Annotated in this window: 19 protein-coding genes; 11 read left to right on the top strand and 8 right to left on the bottom strand. The window is 29.8% G+C overall.

Annotated features, from left to right (window positions below; genetic code table 11):
• The 5 genes from ACTF56_RS00970 to ACTF56_RS00950 form a co-directional block, all read right to left on the bottom strand.
• Window positions 1-714: a 3'-5' exonuclease gene (locus ACTF56_RS00970; protein WP_438965032.1), complete on the bottom strand. Its 714-nt coding sequence runs from the start codon at window positions 712-714 to the stop codon at window positions 1-3.
• 17 nt (window positions 715-731) lie between these two features.
• Window positions 732-1,019 carry a hypothetical protein gene (locus ACTF56_RS00965; protein ID WP_438965031.1) on the bottom strand — a complete coding sequence of 96 codons (288 nt, stop codon included), beginning with the start codon at window positions 1,017-1,019 and terminating at the stop codon, window positions 732-734.
• A gap of 1 nt (window position 1,020) precedes the next feature.
• Window positions 1,021-2,184 carry a serine hydrolase domain-containing protein gene (locus ACTF56_RS00960; RefSeq protein ID WP_438965030.1) on the bottom strand — a complete coding sequence of 388 codons (1,164 nt, stop codon included), beginning with the start codon at window positions 2,182-2,184 and terminating at the stop codon, window positions 1,021-1,023.
• Between the two features lie 65 nt (window positions 2,185-2,249).
• Window positions 2,250-2,729: a methylated-DNA--[protein]-cysteine S-methyltransferase gene (locus ACTF56_RS00955; RefSeq protein ID WP_438965029.1), complete on the bottom strand. Its 480-nt coding sequence runs from the start codon at window positions 2,727-2,729 to the stop codon at window positions 2,250-2,252.
• Between the two features lie 78 nt (window positions 2,730-2,807).
• Complete coding sequence (locus ACTF56_RS00950; protein ID WP_438965028.1) at window positions 2,808-3,269, bottom strand: DUF1573 domain-containing protein; 462 nt, start codon at window positions 3,267-3,269, stop codon at window positions 2,808-2,810.
• 172 nt (window positions 3,270-3,441) lie between these two features.
• On the opposite strand from ACTF56_RS00950, the gene ACTF56_RS00945 reads away from it, so the two are divergent.
• Complete coding sequence (locus ACTF56_RS00945; RefSeq protein ID WP_438965027.1) at window positions 3,442-4,719, top strand: sensor histidine kinase; 1,278 nt, start codon at window positions 3,442-3,444, stop codon at window positions 4,717-4,719.
• A complete protein-coding gene (locus ACTF56_RS00940; protein ID WP_438965026.1) occupies window positions 4,709-5,395 on the top strand; it encodes a response regulator transcription factor in 687 nt (228 codons plus the stop codon). Before ACTF56_RS00945 ends, ACTF56_RS00940 begins: the two co-directional genes overlap by 11 nt.
• Window positions 5,396-5,402: 7 nt before the next feature.
• On the opposite strand, the gene ACTF56_RS00935 is transcribed toward ACTF56_RS00940, so the two are convergent.
• The gene (locus tag ACTF56_RS00935) at window positions 5,403-5,792 is read right to left on the bottom strand and encodes a c-type cytochrome (protein ID WP_438965025.1); all 390 of its coding nucleotides are present in this window, start codon (window positions 5,790-5,792) and stop codon (window positions 5,403-5,405) included.
• A 188-nt stretch (window positions 5,793-5,980) separates the two neighbouring features.
• Between ACTF56_RS00935 and ACTF56_RS00930 the strand changes: the two genes are divergently transcribed.
• The 4 genes from ACTF56_RS00930 to ACTF56_RS00915 all read left to right on the top strand — a co-directional run bounded on the left by ACTF56_RS00930 (window position 5,981) and on the right by ACTF56_RS00915 (window position 10,874).
• Window positions 5,981-6,214: a FeoA family protein gene (locus ACTF56_RS00930; RefSeq protein ID WP_438965024.1), complete on the top strand. Its 234-nt coding sequence runs from the start codon at window positions 5,981-5,983 to the stop codon at window positions 6,212-6,214.
• A 1-nt stretch (window position 6,215) separates the two neighbouring features.
• Entirely contained in the window at window positions 6,216-8,327 is a 2,112-nt protein-coding gene (gene feoB / locus ACTF56_RS00925; RefSeq protein WP_438965023.1) for a ferrous iron transport protein B, read from the top strand.
• Window positions 8,327-8,449, top strand: a complete 123-nt coding sequence (locus ACTF56_RS00920) for a FeoB-associated Cys-rich membrane protein (protein ID WP_379737522.1) — start codon at window positions 8,327-8,329, stop codon at window positions 8,447-8,449. The genes feoB and ACTF56_RS00920 overlap by 1 nt, the downstream gene beginning before the upstream one ends.
• A 193-nt stretch (window positions 8,450-8,642) precedes the next feature.
• On the top strand, window positions 8,643-10,874 hold the full coding sequence (locus ACTF56_RS00915; RefSeq protein WP_438965022.1) for a TonB-dependent receptor family protein: 2,232 nt from the start codon (window positions 8,643-8,645) through the stop codon (window positions 10,872-10,874).
• 62 nt (window positions 10,875-10,936) lie between these two features.
• On the opposite strand, the gene ACTF56_RS00910 is transcribed toward ACTF56_RS00915, so the two are convergent.
• Together ACTF56_RS00910 and ACTF56_RS00905 are read right to left on the bottom strand one after the other, a co-directional pair.
• Entirely contained in the window at window positions 10,937-11,755 is an 819-nt protein-coding gene (locus ACTF56_RS00910; RefSeq protein ID WP_438965021.1) for a ZIP family metal transporter, read from the bottom strand.
• A 2-nt stretch (window positions 11,756-11,757) separates the two neighbouring features.
• Window positions 11,758-12,405 (bottom strand): metal-dependent transcriptional regulator, encoded by a 648-nt coding sequence (locus ACTF56_RS00905; protein WP_438965020.1) that lies wholly within the window; start codon window positions 12,403-12,405, stop codon window positions 11,758-11,760.
• An 89-nt stretch (window positions 12,406-12,494) separates the two neighbouring features.
• Between ACTF56_RS00905 and ACTF56_RS00900 the strand changes: the two genes are divergently transcribed.
• The 5 genes from ACTF56_RS00900 (at window position 12,495) to ACTF56_RS00880 (ending at window position 17,795) form a co-directional block, all read left to right on the top strand.
• The gene (locus ACTF56_RS00900) at window positions 12,495-14,741 is read left to right on the top strand and encodes a TonB-dependent receptor (protein WP_438965019.1); all 2,247 of its coding nucleotides are present in this window, start codon (window positions 12,495-12,497) and stop codon (window positions 14,739-14,741) included.
• A gap of 35 nt (window positions 14,742-14,776) precedes the next feature.
• Window positions 14,777-15,919, top strand: a complete 1,143-nt coding sequence (locus tag ACTF56_RS00895; RefSeq protein WP_438965018.1) for a lycopene cyclase family protein — start codon at window positions 14,777-14,779, stop codon at window positions 15,917-15,919.
• 119 nt (window positions 15,920-16,038) lie between these two features.
• Window positions 16,039-16,449 carry a BrxA/BrxB family bacilliredoxin gene (locus ACTF56_RS00890; protein ID WP_438965017.1) on the top strand — a complete coding sequence of 137 codons (411 nt, stop codon included), beginning with the start codon at window positions 16,039-16,041 and terminating at the stop codon, window positions 16,447-16,449.
• Window positions 16,450-16,582: 133 nt separating this feature from the next.
• Window positions 16,583-16,969, top strand: a complete 387-nt coding sequence (locus ACTF56_RS00885; RefSeq protein WP_438965016.1) for a hypothetical protein — start codon at window positions 16,583-16,585, stop codon at window positions 16,967-16,969.
• A 91-nt stretch (window positions 16,970-17,060) separates the two neighbouring features.
• Window positions 17,061-17,795, top strand: a complete 735-nt coding sequence (locus tag ACTF56_RS00880) for a lysophospholipid acyltransferase family protein (protein ID WP_438965015.1) — start codon at window positions 17,061-17,063, stop codon at window positions 17,793-17,795.

Below are 17,795 nucleotides of genomic sequence, written 5' to 3'. Positions count from 1 at the left end.
TTATACATGTAAAATCTCATCATCCACTAACAAATCTTCTCTTCGCATTTTCAAGAACACTTGAGCTACTGCAATTACATCTTTTTCACAGTAAGTTACAATTCTATCAATATCATTTTCTATGTAAAAAACCCTTGCTACTTCGCTTCCATCAATATCATCTTTTGGAGATTGAATACCTAAAATTTTTGTTAGTAATTTTAATGAAGTAAAATGCTTATAATCACCAAATTTCCATAACTCTAAGGTGTCTAAATGTGGAACTTCCCAAGGTTTTTTTCCAAATAAATTAATTTTGGCTGGTAATGCCAAATCATTAATTATCATCCTACGAGCAATAAATGGAATATCAAATTCTTTGATGTTATGACCACACAAAAGATGCGCTGTAAGATGAAAATTTTCATTAAGTAACTTAGAAAAGTTTCTCAATATTTCTTTTTCTTCACCAAAATAGGAGGTTACTCTAAAGTTTCTTATGTCGCTTTTATTATTAAAAAATCCAACCGAAATACAGATGATTTTTCCAAATTCAGCCCAAATACCTGCACGTTCGTAAAAGTCTTCAGCACTAACTTCATCTCTTCTTTGGTATTGTGTTTTTTGTTCCCAAAGTTTTTTGGTTTCATCATCCATTCCCAAATAACTGGTTTCTTGAGGAACCGTTTCAATGTCTAAAAATAAAATGTTGTTGAGGTTAATTTTTTCAATCATAATAGGAATTCTTTTTGTTAGAAAATATTAAATTTGATACCCATGAATAAAATAATTGCAATAATTAAACTAAAAAAAACAAGCATTACTTTTGATTGTTGTTGTTTTTTAATCTTTATTGACTGATGAATTTCTAGTTTTACTTTTTCAAGTTCAGATGCTGATAACTTTGGGAAAGAATAATCTAAAAGAGTATCTTTTCCTAGTAAATTTTCTTTTTTATTTAGCAATGCCTCTCTAAGTGATTTTTTCTTAAACTCACTTATTTTTTCTCTATTTTTAAAGGCATCAAAGTGTCCACTCATTTCATTTAGATTTTCTTTGTTTCAACATTTCATAAGCTTCTTTTACATATACATAAAAATCTTCACTATGAGCGTCAGCATTGGTTTGGACTCCTTTTTGATGTCCTAATCGAACTATGATCATTTCATCTTCTGGAATTACAATCACAAACTGTCCTAAATGTCCTCTCATGTAAAACATTTTTTTACCTAAAAAAGTATTCATCCACCAGCCATAACCATATTCTGGTGAATTTTCAAATCGTGGTGAAATACTTTTTTTAACAAACGTACTGTCTAAAATAACATTGCCATTCCATCTACCATCATTTAAGTACAATTTACCAAATCTTGCAAAATCTCTGGCATTACTTGCAAAGCAACAAAAAGCTTTTTCAATTCCGTCTGGTTCATGATCTAATTGCCACAATGCTTCATTTTCTGCACCCATTGGTTGCCAAAAGTGTTCTGAAATATAATCCGATAAATATTTCCCAGTAGCTTTCTCTATACACATTCCTAATAACTGTGTGTCACCACTAGAATATTTAAAAAATTGTCCTGGTTTATTATTGAATTTTAAATCTAAAATAATATCCTTTAAATCATCATCAAAATATACACGTGTAACAATAGATAAAGGACTATAATATTTTTCGTCCCATTCCATTCCAGATGCCATTGAAGCTAAATCTCCAACTGTAACATCGTTGGCGAATTTCCCTTTAATCTCAGGGAAAAAATCCTTAACTTTTTGATCTAATCCGTTTATTTTACCTTGCATAATTGCCTTTCCTAAAGCAGAAGTAACAATACTTTTCGCCATTGAAAAAGAATTGGTTTTAGAATGTTCATCAAAGCCATCAAAATAACTTTCATGCCAAATACTATCATTTTTAATAATTAAATAAGCTATAGTTTGTAAGTTTTTGTGAGTAGACTGAAGGATTTTGGTAGGATTTACACTATTGTAATCATTGGATATTGACCAAGGTTGAGCTTCTCCTGTTTTTACTTCTCTATTTGGAAATTCTTTATAGTCTTCTAAAAAGGCAGTTGTATACCCTTTAAAATAAATTGTTCTAACCGCTCTAATTAAATAATCTACATTAAAAACATACATTAAAATTATTATACTTGTCAGAGTAATAATGAACCATTTCAAAAACTTCAGAAGGAATTTCATTTTAGAATTGTTTAGTACGAATTTAATGAAAATTCTTTTTCTGATTGAATTTTACAACCACTATTTTAAAATAAACTTTGCTGCTTAACAGGATTTTCGTGATCTAATAACCATTTTTTTCTCCACAAACCACCAGCATAACCTGTTAATGATCCGTCTGAACCTATAACTCTATGGCATGGAACTACAATCCAAAGTGGATTTTTACCGTTAGCATTGGCCACAGCTCTAATGGCTTTAGCATCACCTAAACGCAAGGAAAGCTGATGATAAGAAACCGTTTTACCAAAAGGAATTTTTTGTAATTCTTTCCAAACCTTGTTTTGAAATGCAGTACCTTTTAAATGTATTTTAAAATCAAAATAAGTTCTTTTACCTTCAAAATAGTCTTTTAATTGTTGTACTGCATCCCTTAGATTATTTGGTATATTGATACTTAATTCTATTTCAACATCAGTTATAGTTATTTTGGAAACTCCTTTAGCACAACCAACTATAACAATAGTACCTAATGCTGATCTGATAAACGCTTGCTCTTCTTCCATTTATTTAAAATAAAAAAAGCCACGCAAAACGTGGCTTTTAACTTGAATTAATTATATAAAAAAGTTGTTGTACTTTTATTATGATTTCACCTCAGTTGGTGTAGTTGTAGCTGTTTTGTCTTCAACTTTTCCTTTGATTACCAATGATTTTGGTGCAGTTGTATCGCTTGTAATTACTGTAATATTTTTTGTAAAATTTCCTACAGAAGCAGCATTATATGTTGCAGCTATAAAACCTTTTTCTCCTGGCTTAATAGGTGTTTTTGTATAATTTGCAGCAGTACATCCACATGAAGGCTTAACGCTAGAAATTAAAATTGTTTCGTTTGAACTATTTGTAAAAGTAAATTCATAAGTTGCTGGTTTTCCTTTCTCTAAATTTCCAAAGTCATAAACCTCTTTTTCAAATTTTAATCCTGTTGGAGCTGTTGATTTAGCTGGAGCATCTACAGTAAAAGTGGTTGGTTTAGATTCAACTTTTTGTGCAAAAGATAAAGCTGAAATTAAAACAGCAGCTAATGTTAATTTAAAAGATTTCATAAATATTATGTTTTAAAAATTTGTATATTGTTTTACCTTTACAAAACTAAAATTTTTAATAATAAACAATGTTAAGTACTTTTAAATGATTGTTAACGACTTGTTAATGGTGGTTTTTAGGCTTAATTTATTGCTAATATAGCAACTTATTATAATTGAACACGTATACTTTATGAAATTTTCACGCTTAAAAAGTGTTATATTTATTGGGTTTTTGGCAATTGTTGGTGTAATTATCATGCAATTGTTGTTATTAAACAACGTTTATAAGTTTGAGAAAAAAGAACTTGAAAATAAAATTTTCTTTGCTTTAAAAAATGTAGTGGAAAGGGTTTACTCTGGAAACAAAACCAATTTAACTTATACCAATCAAGTTGATAAAGTTACCGATGATTATTATTTGGTAAATATTGATGATGCACTTGAAAACAACATTTTAGAACATTATTTAAAAACAGAATTTAGAAAACTAAAAATAGATTTAGATTATGAATACGCAATTTATGATTGCAGTTCAGATAAAATGGTTTATGGAAATTATGTTTCTTCAACGGATAACAGTAATCCATCAAAATGTTTAGATTGCTTTACCAAAGATTCTAATCTGACCTATTATTTTGCCATTCGATTTCCTAAAATAAACGCTCATTATTATGGTAATTTACAACAATATTGGATTTTTACTATCGTTTTATTTTTGGTACTTATCATATATGTTTACTCCGTTTTTTTAATGTTACAACAAAAAAGATATACCGATTTACAAAAAGATTTTATTAATAATATGACGCACGAGTTTAAAACGCCTTTAGCATCTATTTTAATTGCTTCTAATTATGCCAACAAACAATCTGAAATCTTAGAAAATCCGAAGTTATCTAAATACATGCAAATTATCATTAATCAAAGTAATAAACTTAATGAACATATTGAAAAAATATTATACGTTGCCAAAACAGATAGTAAACAAATACTTTTAAATAAATCCACGCTAAAAGTTAATGATATCATTGCACTAGTAAGAGAAAATATAGAACTTAAATACCAAAAAAATATTACTTTGGACAATGCTATTAACGACAATCTAAAAATAAATGCTGATGAATTTCATTTGTACAATATCATTTATAATTTGTTTGATAACGCCATTAAATATGCTGAATCTGATATAAAAATTAAACTCAACACTACTAAAAATCCAAAAGACATTGTGCTCTCATTTTCTGATAATGGCAAAGGAATTCCTAACGAAGATTTACCTTTTGTTTTTGATAAATTTTATCGTGTAAAAAGAGAAGACAGCAAAGATATTGAAGGTTTTGGAATTGGTCTTTCCTATGTAAAACGCATTTGTGAATTGCATAAATGGAAAATTAATTTGAAAAATAATGATCTTAAAGGAATTACAGTAAACATAATAATCCCAAATGCAGACGTTCATGAACACTAAGAAAAAAATTTTATATGTTGAAGATGACGAAACTTTAGCTTTTTTAACAGCCGATAATCTTGAACAACATTTTGAAGTGGTTCATTGTGCTAATGGAAAAGAAGGTTTTGAATCTTTTTGCAATCAAACCTTTGATTTGTGTGTTTTAGATATCATGTTGCCAGATATGGATGGATTTGAAATTGCTTCAGAAATTCGAAAAAGAAACACCGAAATCCCTATTATTTTTCTGTCGGCAAAAACCATGAAAGAAGATCGAATTAAAGGATTGAAATTAGGTGCTGATGATTATTTAATAAAGCCTTATTCTATTGAAGAATTAATTCTGAAAATCGAAATCTTTTTAAACCGAAGTCAAAAAACTAGTGACAAAACCGTAAAAACTTACGCTTTTGGTTCATTTGAGTTTGAACCTGGAAATTATCAGTTAAAAAGCAAAGATAAAAACATAACTTTAACCGAAAGAGAATCGGCATTATTGCAATTGTTTATAGAAAATCCTAACACCGTTCTTAAACGAGAAAAAATTTTAACTGCTCTTTGGGGAACAGACGATTATTTTATGGGCAGAAGTTTAGATGTATTTATCTCAAGGCTAAGAAAAATAATAAAAGATGAAAATGCAGTACGAATTGAAAATATTCCCAGAGTTGGTTTTAAATTTGTTTTAGAATAATTCAATTTTAATAACTTAAAATGTAAGCCTCTAAAGCTTTTAATTCTTCGTCACTCATGTTTTTTGTGATGGCAAAATTAGTTTTCATAATTTCGTACTGACTTGGATCAACAATTGCTTCACCTTTACCTTTTAAAAAGGAAACCATATTTGCGTTATTTTCTTTATAAATTTTTGAAATAACAGTTAAACTTGGACCAATTACTTTTCTATTGGGTTGATGACATGAAGTACATGTTCCTTTTCCTTCAAAAATAGCTTTGCCTTCACTCAATAATGATTTTTCAATACTTTCTGGTGTTGCATTTCCTTTTGAAGTTTCAAAATTTTCTTTCTCTTTGTTTTCACCACAACTTAAAAAAGTTAATGTGCTTAATATAATAAGTGCTTTTTTCATTTTGCATTTAATTAATAGTACAAAATTACATTACAAATCAGTATAAAAAACTGATAAGAATCAGGTTATTCATACTTTAACACTTTTTTAATTCCAAAAAATAATAAACATATCTTAAAAGATGACTTTTATCAGTAAAAATCAGTAATTAATTTATACTTTTGTATTTTAATTCAATCTAAATAAGCGTGGAAATTAATTTAACACAACTTAAAAAAGGAGAAATTGCAACAATTTTAGAGGTAAATATTGACGTAATTCCGTTAAAGTTACTTGAAATGGGTTGCTTGCCTGGTAATAGTATTGAATTAATTCAAATTGCACCTCTTGGAGATCCATTATATTATTGTATTAATGATTCTCATGTAGCCATTCGATTGGAAACAGCACAAGAAATTAGCATCATAAAAGGGCAAAATTAATATGGCTCAAAAAAACATAAAAGTTGCTTTAATAGGAAATCCAAACGTTGGAAAAACATCTGTTTTTAATCAACTTACGGGTTTAAATCAACAAGTAGGAAACTATCCTGGAATTACCGTAGAAAAAAAACAAGGTTTTGCTAAATTGTCCAATGATGTTAGAGCTAAAATAATTGATTTACCAGGAACTTACAGTTTAAATGCAAGTTCAATTGATGAAAATGTAGTTATCGAATTACTTTTAAATAAGAAAGACGAAGATTTTCCAGATGTAGCTGTTGTAGTTTCAGATGTAGAAAATTTGAAACGAAATTTACTTCTTTTTACTCAAATTAAGGACTTAGAAATTCCGACCATTTTAGTCATCAATATGAGTGACCGAATGAAATTGAAAGGAATTGAATTAGATATTCCTTATTTGGAACAAGAATTAAAAACAAAAATTGCTTTAGTTAGTTCTAGAAAAAAAACTGGAATTGACATGTTAAAAAATTTATTACTTAACTACGAAGAAATTTCAGTTGAACCTTGCTTAAATGCGTCTTCTATTGATCCTGAATATTTTGATAAATTAAGAAAAACATTTCCCAATCAATTGTTATACAAACTTTGGTTGGTGATTACTCAAGATGTCAATTTCTTAAATTTAGAACGAAATGAAATTAAAAGTTCGTTCACAAAATCGCATTCCGATTTAAAACGTTTGCAGCAAAAAGAAACCATAAAAAGGTATCAATTTATAAACGACACTTTAAAAATTGGTCAAAAAGTAGATCAATCAAAAGCCACAGATATTCAAGCAAAATTAGACAGAGTTTTGACACACAAAGTTTTTGGCTATGTGATATTCTTCTTCATACTATTCGCTATTTTTCAATCTATTTTTGAATGGTCTACAATACCAATGGATTTTATTGATGAAACCTTTGCGAATTTAGCTAGTTATTCAAAAACACATTTGCCTGCTGGGGAATTTACCAATTTAATTAGTGAAGGAATTATTCCAGGAATTGGAGGAATTGTAATTTTTATACCACAAATTGCTTTCTTATTTTTATTCATTTCCGTTCTAGAAGAAAGTGGCTATATGAGCCGTGTTGTTTTTTTGATGGATAAAATCATGCGACGTTACGGTTTATCAGGAAAAAGCATTGTGCCACTAATTTCGGGAACAGCTTGTGCCATTCCTGCCATAATGAGTGCCAGAAATATTGAAAATTGGAAAGAACGTTTAATTACAATTTTAGTAACACCTTTTACAACTTGTTCCGCAAGGTTACCTGTATATGCGATTATAATTTCATTAATAATTCCTGAAGAAAAAGTTTTAGGTTTCCTTAGTTTACAAGGTTTAGCCTTAATGTTACTGTATTTAATTGGTTTCTTTATGGCTATTTTTTCTTCTTGGTTGTTAGATAAATTTTTAAAATTAAGTTGCAAAACCTATTTTGTGGTAGAAATGCCAAGCTATAAAATTCCGATGTTTAAAAATGTTGGAATCAATGTTTTAGAAAAAACAAAAGCCTTCGTTTTTGGAGCTGGAAAAATCATTTTAGCCTTATCAGTTATTCTTTGGTTTTTAGGTTCACATGGTCCAACAAAAGAATTTGATAATGCAGAAGAAATCATTACTAAAGAAGTAACAGTTAGTGATTCGGAGTTCACTTCATATGAAATTGAAACAAAAATTAACACTTATAAATTAGAACATTCTTACATTGGAATTATCGGAAAAGCAATTGAACCAGCCATTAAACCATTGGGTTATGATTGGAAAATAGGAATTGCTGTGGTGAGTTCGTTTGCTGCTCGTGAAGTTTTTGTAGGTACATTAGCAACCATTTACAGCGTTGGAGGAAGCGATGATGATATGGAAAAAACCATCAAAAACAGAATGCAAGCTGAAATAAATCCAATAACAGGTGAAAAAGTTTTTAATTTTGCTACCGGAATTTCTTTATTATTATTTTACGCATTTGCAATGCAATGTATTAGTACGTTAGCCATAGTGAAAAAAGAAACCAATTCTTGGAAATGGCCTGTTGTTCAACTAATAGTTATGAGTGGATTTGCTTATGTTGTGTCATTAATTGCTTATCAATTCTTAAAATAATGCAAGAAATATTAGTTTACATAGCCCTTTTTATAGCAGTAGGATTTTTACTTAAAAAATTCTTCTGGAAAAAATCTGCCAAAAAATCAAAATCTTGTGGTGATGATTGTGCTTGTCATTAGTAGCGATTACATGATAAACTTGATTTTTTTTCATCAGTATGAAGCTCATTTAAATTTGAACAAATGTTAAACTTTATTTGCTAATTATTGATTTTCAATAGCTTCCAAATTTTATTTATATTTTAACTATTTGTAATTTGTCTAAATAAAAACAAGGACATATCTTTACAATGTAGAATTAATCTAAATAAAAATGAAGTCTTTTTTAAAAATTATCCCATTTTTTTTATTCTTTGCTAGTTACAGTCAAGAAAATGATTTGGAATTGAATGATAGTATTAAAGTTTTAAATACAATAATTCTAACCGCAAAACAGCAAAGTCCTGAGCGTATGCCCGAAAAAAAGGACAATGTTTTATATTCTGGGAAAAAAAATGAAGTGCTAAAATTATCAAATATCAACGGGAATTTTACCACAAACAATGCAAGGGAAATTTTTTCAAGAGTTCCCGGAGTAACCGTATGGGAAAATGAAGGATCTGGAATTCAAATTAATGTTGGAGTTAGAGGTTTGAGTCCAAACAGAAGTTGGGAATTAAACACCAGACAAAATGGTTATGATATTTCTTCAGATGTTTTTGGATATCCTGAAGCTTACTACAATCCACCATTAGAAGCTGTTGAAACAATAGAATTAGTTCGTGGAGGTTCGTCATTACAATTTGGCCCACAATTTGGTGGAATGTTAAATTACGTTTTAAAACGTGAAACAAAGAAAAAGTTCTCTTTTGAGACACAAAATACAGTAGGAAGTTATGGACTTATGAGCTCTTATAATGCTATTGGTGGAAATTATAATAAATTCTCATATTACTTATACAATCATTCAAGAAGTGGTGACGGTTGGAGAGAAAATAGCAACTATTCTGTAAGAAATACCCATGCTTTTATAGAGTATCGTTTTACCGAAAAAACCAAAATTTCGGCAGAATATACTAATATGGACTATGAAATGCAACAAGCTGGTGGACTAACCGATGAACAATTTGCAGAAAATTCTAGACAATCGTTAAGAGAAAGAAATTGGTTTGGGACTCCTTGGAATGTATTTTCAGTAAATTTTGACACTAAATTTAGAAATAATTGGAGTTTTAACACCAAGTTATTTGGATTATTGGCAGAACGAAATAGTGTTGGTTTTACAGCAACTCCTAATAATGAAGATGCTATAAATCCTACCACAAATCAATACGAAAACAGAAGGGTCGATAGAGATAAATATGAAAATTATGGTTTAGAAACAAGAAGCATCTACCAATACAAGTTAGGAAAAACAGCTAATAATTTAGCTTTTGGAATTAGATATTATAAGGCAAATACTGTAAGACTTCAACAAGGAAAAGGAACTACTGGCTCTGATTTTGATTTAACCGTTTTTGAAGAATTTGCAAGAGCTTTAAATTTTACAACTCAAAACTTTGCTTTTTTTGCAGAAAATCAAGTAAAAGTAACGGATCATTTTAGTGTCACACCTGGTGTCCGTTTTGAACAAATAAATTCAACAGCAAAAGGTCAATTTGGAGTACAAAATTCATCTCCTGTTGTATTAGAAAATAGAGAACTATCCAGATCAAAACCGCTGTTTGGAATTGGTTTAGAGTATAAGTTCAGAGCAACAAATTTATATGCTAATGTAACGCAAGCCTATAGACCCGTATTGTTTTCTGACTTAACTCCTCCAGCGGTTACAGATATAATAGATCCAAATCTAAAAGACGCAGATGGTTTTAATGCTGATTTTGGTTACAGAGGAACATTTAAAAATATTTTAAATTTTGATGTAAGTTTATTTTATTTAAGCTACAATAATAGAATTGGTGGTGTTAGACAATTTATTAACAACGACCCAACACAAGGTACTTTTCTTTTCAGAACTAATTTAGGAGAAACAATTAACAAAGGAATTGAATCATTTATAAACTTAAATGCAACTGGTTTATTTGGCATCGATAAACCTTATGGAAACTTAGATATTTTTGCTACAATGAGTTTTATAGATTCTCGTTATACTGATTTTAAAACTTTCACTACTTCTGGTTCTGCACCAAACATTCAAGTTACAGAAAGTAATCTTGACGGAAATCGGGTGGAGAATGCGCCAAGGTATATTCATAATTTTGGAATTTCATGGAGTAATAATCATATTTCAACAACTTTACAATATAAAATGTCGGGTTTAATATTTACTGATGCAAATAATACAAGAACTCCTTCTGCAAATGGAACAACGGGTTTGCTTGAAGGTTATAACCTATTAGATTTTTCTTCTGAATATAAATTCTTAAAAAAATATAACATTCGTACCGGAATTAACAACATAACAAACGAAAATTATGCTACCAGAAGAGCTAGTGGCTATCCAGGACCAGGAATTTTGCCTGGAGAAGGACGAACATTTTATATTTCAATTGGAGTAAAAATTTAAAAACAAAAAGGTCTAAGAAATATACTCTTAGGCCTTTTTGTTTTTAAATATAGAAGTATACTTTACCCCAAAGCCACATCTAAAGTCATCATTACAATAAATCCACCTATAAAACCTAAAGTAGCAATATCGGTGTTATTGGCTTGTTGCGTTTCTGGAATTACTTCTTCCACAACTACAAATATCATAGCGCCCGCTGCAAAAGCTAAAGCATAAGGTAATAAAGGTGTAAAAAAGGTAACTGCAACGGCACCTAAAACCCCAGCAATAGGTTCAACCAATGCAGAAGATTGTCCATACATAAAACTTTTCCTTCTGCTCATTCCCATTCTTCTCAAAGGCATAGAAACTGCAATTCCTTCAGGGAAATTTTGAATTCCAATTCCGATGGCTAAAGTAACTGCTCCAGCAATAGAAGCTTCTGGAATTCCAGCAGCCACACCACCAAACAAAACACCAACCGCTAATCCTTCTGGGATATTATGTAATGTTATGGCTAAAACCAATAAAGTTGTTTTCTGCCAAGGGGATTTAATACCTTCAGTTTCTTTAAAATTAATGTGAACGTGAGGCAAAATTTTATCCAACCCAAAAATAAAAAGTGCTCCTAAGGCAAAACCAACCGCAGCTGGAATTACTTTTACAAATCCATCTCCTTCACTCATTTCTATAGATGGTGCCAATAAACTCCAGAAACTGGCAGCAACCATAACTCCACCCGTAAAACCAAGCATTCCATCAAAAAATGTTCGGTTCATTCCTTTAAAAAAGAACACAAATGAAGCTCCTAAAGCGGTTAAAAACCAAGTAAAAAGTGTAGCATAAAGAGCCGCTAAAATAGGATCTATGCTTTCGAAATAGGTTAATACATCTTGAAACATAATTAGTGTACGTATAAATTAGTAGCTATTTTATTCGAAATGGTAATCTTTTTGCCGTTGATTTCAACATGAAGAATATCGTCAAAAGTGTCTTTCTCAATAATCTTAAAAGTAGAACCTAAGGCAATTTTTTGTTTATCTAAATATTGTAAAAATTCTGTTGAAGAATCTTTAACTCCAACACATTTATAGGAAACATTGACTTTTGCATCTATTAATAGTTGTTTTTGAACTTTCTTAATTTCTCCATTTTCATTAGGAATAGGATCACCATGTGGATCAAACTCAGGAAAATCTAAAAAAGCATCTAGCTTATTGATTAATTTAGCTGATTGAATGTGTTCTAATTCTTCTGCTATTTCATGTACCTCATCCCATGAAAAATTTAATTTGTCTACCAAAAAAACTTCCCATAAACGATGTTTTCTAACAATCATTTTGGCAGTCAAAGTTCCTTTATCTGTTAAAGAAGCTCCTTGGTATTTTTTATACTTTACTAAATCTTTCTCGGATAATTTTTTCAACATATCTGTCACAGAAGAGGCTTTGGTTTCAAGCATTCCTGCAATAGCATTGGTATTTACTCCTTTCGGAGAAACAACAGATAAATGATAAATTACCTTTAAATAATTTTCTTCTGAAGTAGTCATTAACTATTATTTTAAGCAAATATATAAAATATTATTTTGCATTGGTAAATTATATTTTTAGTTTTGTCTAAAATTTATTTTAACTTTTAATGAAAATTATTTTTGTATTCATACTTTGTACCATATCGTTAAATGCTCAAACTAGTGTTAAAGGAATTGTTTCTTCTGAAAATGAAAGTTTACCTTATGCAACTGTTCAAATTGTAGAACTTAAAAAAGGTATTGCGGCAGATGAAAACGGCTATTACAGTTTTGAAAATATTCCTTTGGGAAATTATACTATTCAGTTTTCATATACTGGTTTTAAAACTAGTAGTAAAAAAATATCCCTTGAAAATCAAGCAGAATATACTTTAAACTGTACATTATCTGAATCAAACACTTTAGATGAAATTGTACTAACTGGAACATTAAAACCTGTTTCTAGATTAGAAACTCCAGTTCCTGTTGAAGTTTATACGGCTACCTTTTTTAAAAAAAATCCAACAGCAAATATCTTTGAAGCTTTACAAAATGTAAATGGTGTTCGTCCACAGTTAAATTGCAACATTTGCAACACTGGAGACATTCATATCAATGGTTTAGAAGGGCCATACACTATGGTTACTATAGATGGAATGCCTATTGTAAGTGGACTATCGACCGTTTATGGATTATCAGGAATTCCTAATTCTTTAATCGAAAGAGTAGAAATTGTAAAAGGACCAGCTTCTTCCTTATATGGCAGTGAAGCTGTTGGTGGCTTAATAAATATTATTACAAAAAAACCTGAAACAGCACCTTTATTTTATGCTGATATATTCAGTACTTCATGGTTAGAAACTAATATTGACATTGGTGCAAAATATAGAATAGGAAAAAAAACAAATTCCCTTTTAGGAATAAATTATTTCAATTACAACAACCCTATTGACAATAACCATGACAATTTCACAGATGTAACGCTTCAAGATAGAATTTCAGTTTTTAACAAATTTAGTATTGATAGGAAAAGCAGAAAAGAATTAAGTTTTGCTGGAAGACTTTTTTATGAAGACCGTTGGGGTGGAGAAATGCAATGGAATAAATCTTTTAGAGGAGGAACAGAAGTTTATGGCGAAAGCATTTATACCAACAGATACGAACTACTTGGTAAATATGAATTTCCTTTTACAGAAAACGTAACAACCACTTTTTCATACACCAACCACAACCAAAATTCAGTTTATGGTGATATGTTTTTTTTAGCCAAACAAGAAATAGCTTTTGCCCAAATGACTTGGGATAAAAAAATAAAAAATCATGATTTCCTGCTAGGAACAGCGTACAGATATCAATTTTACAACGACAATACAACCGCAACCCTTCAACCAGATAAAAGCAAAATAGTGAGCCTTTTTGTCCAAGATGAAATTTCGTTTAATGAAAAAAAAAGTCTATTACTTGGCTCAAGATACGATTACAATTCTATTCATGGTTCTATTTTTACACCTAGAATTGCTTATAAATACAAACCTACTTCAAATGATATTTTCAGAATCAATGCAGGAACTGGTTTCAGAATTGTGAATTTATTTACCGAAGAACACGCAGCGCTAACAGGCTCAAGAGATGTTATAATTACAGAAAATCTCAATCCAGAAAAATCATACAACATCAACATTAATTACTTAAGAAAATTTGAAATGGCAAATAGTGTGCATTCCGTTTTAGAATTCTCTAGCTGGTTCACCCATTTTGACAATCAAATTTTACCGGATTATGATACAAATCCCAATCAAATTATTTATGCAAATTTAAATGGCTATTCCAAAACCTATGGAATAACAGCAAACGCTGAGTTTATTTTTCCTTTCGGATTAAAAACCATGGCTGGAATTACAGCTTTAGAATCAAAAAACAAAAGAGATGGAATTGTTAGCTCACCTATTTTAACAGAAAAATTTAGCGCTACTTGGGGAATCACTTATGACTTTCCTAAATGGTATTTATCCATAGATTATACTGGAAATTTATACGGACCAATGCGATTACCCTTATTAGGCGATTTAGATCCAAGAAGAGAATATTCTCCTTTTTGGAGCATTCAAAACATACAATTTACTTATAAAAAGATAAACCGATTAGAGATTTATGGAGGAATAAAGAATCTATTAAATTGGACACCCAATAAAAACAACCCTTTTTTAATTGCAAGAGCAAACGATCCTTTCGATAAAGAAGTTGTTTTTGACACCAATGGAAACGCATTAGCTACACCAAATAATCCTTATGCTTTAACTTTTGATACTAGTTATGTGTTTGCTCCTAATCAAGGAATAAGAGGTTTTTTAGGATTGAGATTTAGAATAGATTGATATATTTCACGATCAAAATTCTCTATCTTTGACAAATGAAGCACTACAACTACATTTTTACAGGTTCAGGTTTATCAGCCTTAATGACAGTGTACGAAATGATTGTTAGCAACACAATGAAAGATAAATCTATTTTATTGCTTGATGTTGACGCTAAAAAATCAAATGATAGAACTTGGTGCTTTTGGGATGATTCCAATAGGTTTGAAGAAATAATTTCTAAAGAATGGGAAAACACTCTTTTTGCCAATGAAAATTTCAGAAAGCAATTAAACATTGAGCCTTATCACTATAAAATGATTCAAGGTTCAGATTTTTATGAGTTTATTTTTAAGAAAATTTCAAAAAACAAAAACATACATTTTTTACAAGATAAAGTAATTGATTTTTCAGATTTAGGCAATCATTGTTTGGTAAAAACAGAACAAAATAGTTTTACTTGCAACAAAGTTTTTAATTCCATCTTTAATCCAAATGTAATTACTTCCCAAAAAAAATATCCTTTATTGCAACAGCATTTTATTGGTTGGTTTATAAAAAGTAAAGAGCCTGTTTTTGATGAAAATTCAGCCACTTTTATGGATTTTTCAGTGAGGCAAAAAGGCAATACAAGGTTCATGTATGTATTACCAACATCTAAAGATGAAGCTTTATTGGAATATACTTTGTTTTCCAAAGATTTGCTTTCCAAAGAAGAGTATGAAACCGAAATTGTACTGTACATCAAAAATTTAGGCATAACCGAATACGAAATTGTAGAAAAAGAACAAGGTAATATTCCAATGACATGTTTTCTTTTTTGGAAAAATAATTCAAAAAACATCATCCATATCGGGTCAGCTGGTGGATGGACTAAAGCAAGTACCGGTTTTACATTTAAAAATGTTACGAAGAAATCTAAACAACTCGTTACCTTTTTAGCAACAAATTCAGATTTTACTAAATTTCATAAAAAAGATAAATTTTGGTTTTATGATTTACTTTTTATAGATGTTTTATATCAAAATAATGCTTTGGGTTCAAAACTATTTTCCAATTTATTCAAAAATGGAAATTCGGGTATAATTCTAAAATTTTTGGACGAAGAAACTGCATGGTTGGAAGATTTAAAAGTTATTCTAAAATGTCCAAAAATTCCATTTATTAAAGCTTTGATTGGTAGATTATTTTCTATGTAACCATAATAAAATTTTATAGTTTCTTTAAAATAATTCTTTAAAAATCATTGTATCTTTGCACTTGAATAAATAATCGGAAAATCTAAAATCAGAATATCCGAAAATCTAAATTAATAATTATGTATCCAGAAGAAATGGTTAAACCGATGCGTGCTGAATTAAACGACGCAGGTTTTCAAGATTTATATAGTGCAGACGAAGTGAAAAACGCCATTCAATCAGAAGGGACTACTTTAGTGGTAGTAAATTCAGTTTGTGGTTGTGCAGCAAGAAATGCTCGTCCAGGTGCTAAAATGAGTTTAGCAGGTGAAAAAAAACCTGCAAAATTAGTCACAGTATTTGCAGGTGTTGATAAAGAGGCTGTTGATGCAGCTAGAGAACAAATGTTCCCATTTCCACCATCTTCACCAAGTATGGCTTTATTCAAAAATGGCGAATTAGTGCACATGTTAGAACGTCATCACATTGAAGGTCGTCCAGCGGAATTAATTGCTGAAAACTTACAAGACGCTTACAACGAATATTGCTAATTGATAGGCTTTAAAAAATCAATCCCTATCTAAATTAATTAGTTAGGGATTTTTTATTTTTACGCAACTTTTTGAGGAAAATAGCATCTATGAAAATGGAAATATGAAATCACAATAAACAAATTAAACTGATATGAAATTTACCATAAAAATCATTTTACTGGCTTTTGTTCTTCAAAGTATGCAATGTGAAGAAGATAATATTAATTACAACAACATAACTCAGGAACAATTAAACATAAAAAAACAAGAAATTTTAAATTATATTTCTACATTTTCTTGTGCCGATGCTTCTTCTTGTAATTCCATAGCTTTTGGAGCAAAGCCTTGTGGTGGTCCAAGAGAGTATTTGGTTTATCCAAACACCGTGAATCAGACAACTTTAGAAACATTAGTAAATGAATACCATGAAATGGATTCTGCCTTTAACACACAAACTGGAGCAGTTTCGGATTGCATGGTTGTAGGGCCACCAAATACTGTTGGTTGTGACAATGGAGTTTGTACCATTTTAGATTAAATCACATCTGTTATGCAAGCATACTAAAACCGTCTAATTTGTGATGGTTTTTTTATTTATAATAGTACATTTGTGAAAATTATTTTTGTTTATGGAAAAATTACTTTCATATCCTTTATCGGTAATTTATTATACTCTATTCCTATTTTGGTTAGTCTTTTTTCATCCGATTCAATGGGTATGTTATAATGTATTTGGTTACAATGCACACAGAATTAGTGTTTATGTTTTAAACTGGTTTTTGGTTAGAAATACGCATCTTTTAGGAACTACTTATTCCTTTAATGGAAGGGAAAAACTACCTAAAAATGTACCTTTTATTATCGTAGCAAATCATCAAAGTTTATACGATATTCCTGCAATTATTTGGTTTATGAGAGCTTGGCATCCCAAATTTATAAGTAAAAAAGAATTGGGAAAAGGAATTCCGAGTGTATCCTATAATTTAAGAAATGGCGGTTCTGCTTTAATTGATAGAAAAGATCCTAAGCAAGCCTTAAGTGAAATTAAAAAATGTGGTGCATTTATCAATAAAAATAATTATTCTGTAGTGATTTTTCCAGAAGGAACCCGAAGCAAAACAGGAACTCCTAAACCTTTTTCCATCAACGGATTAAAAATGTTATATAAATTTGCTCCAGACGCTTACTTTGTTCCTATTACTATAAATAATTCATGGAAAATGACTAAATTTGGGCAATTTCCGTTAGGTTTAGGAAACAAACTTCATTTTCAGATTCATGATCCTTTAAAAATATCTGATTATCCTTTTGAAGAACTATTTGAAAAAACAGAAAAAACAATAGTTAACGCTATTAAAATATAA

The sequence above is a fragment of the Flavobacterium sp. genome, from assembly GCF_965657075.1.
GTDB lineage: Bacteria > Bacteroidota > Bacteroidia > Flavobacteriales > Flavobacteriaceae > Flavobacterium.
This window is presented reverse-complemented; position numbering and strand designations above follow the sequence as displayed.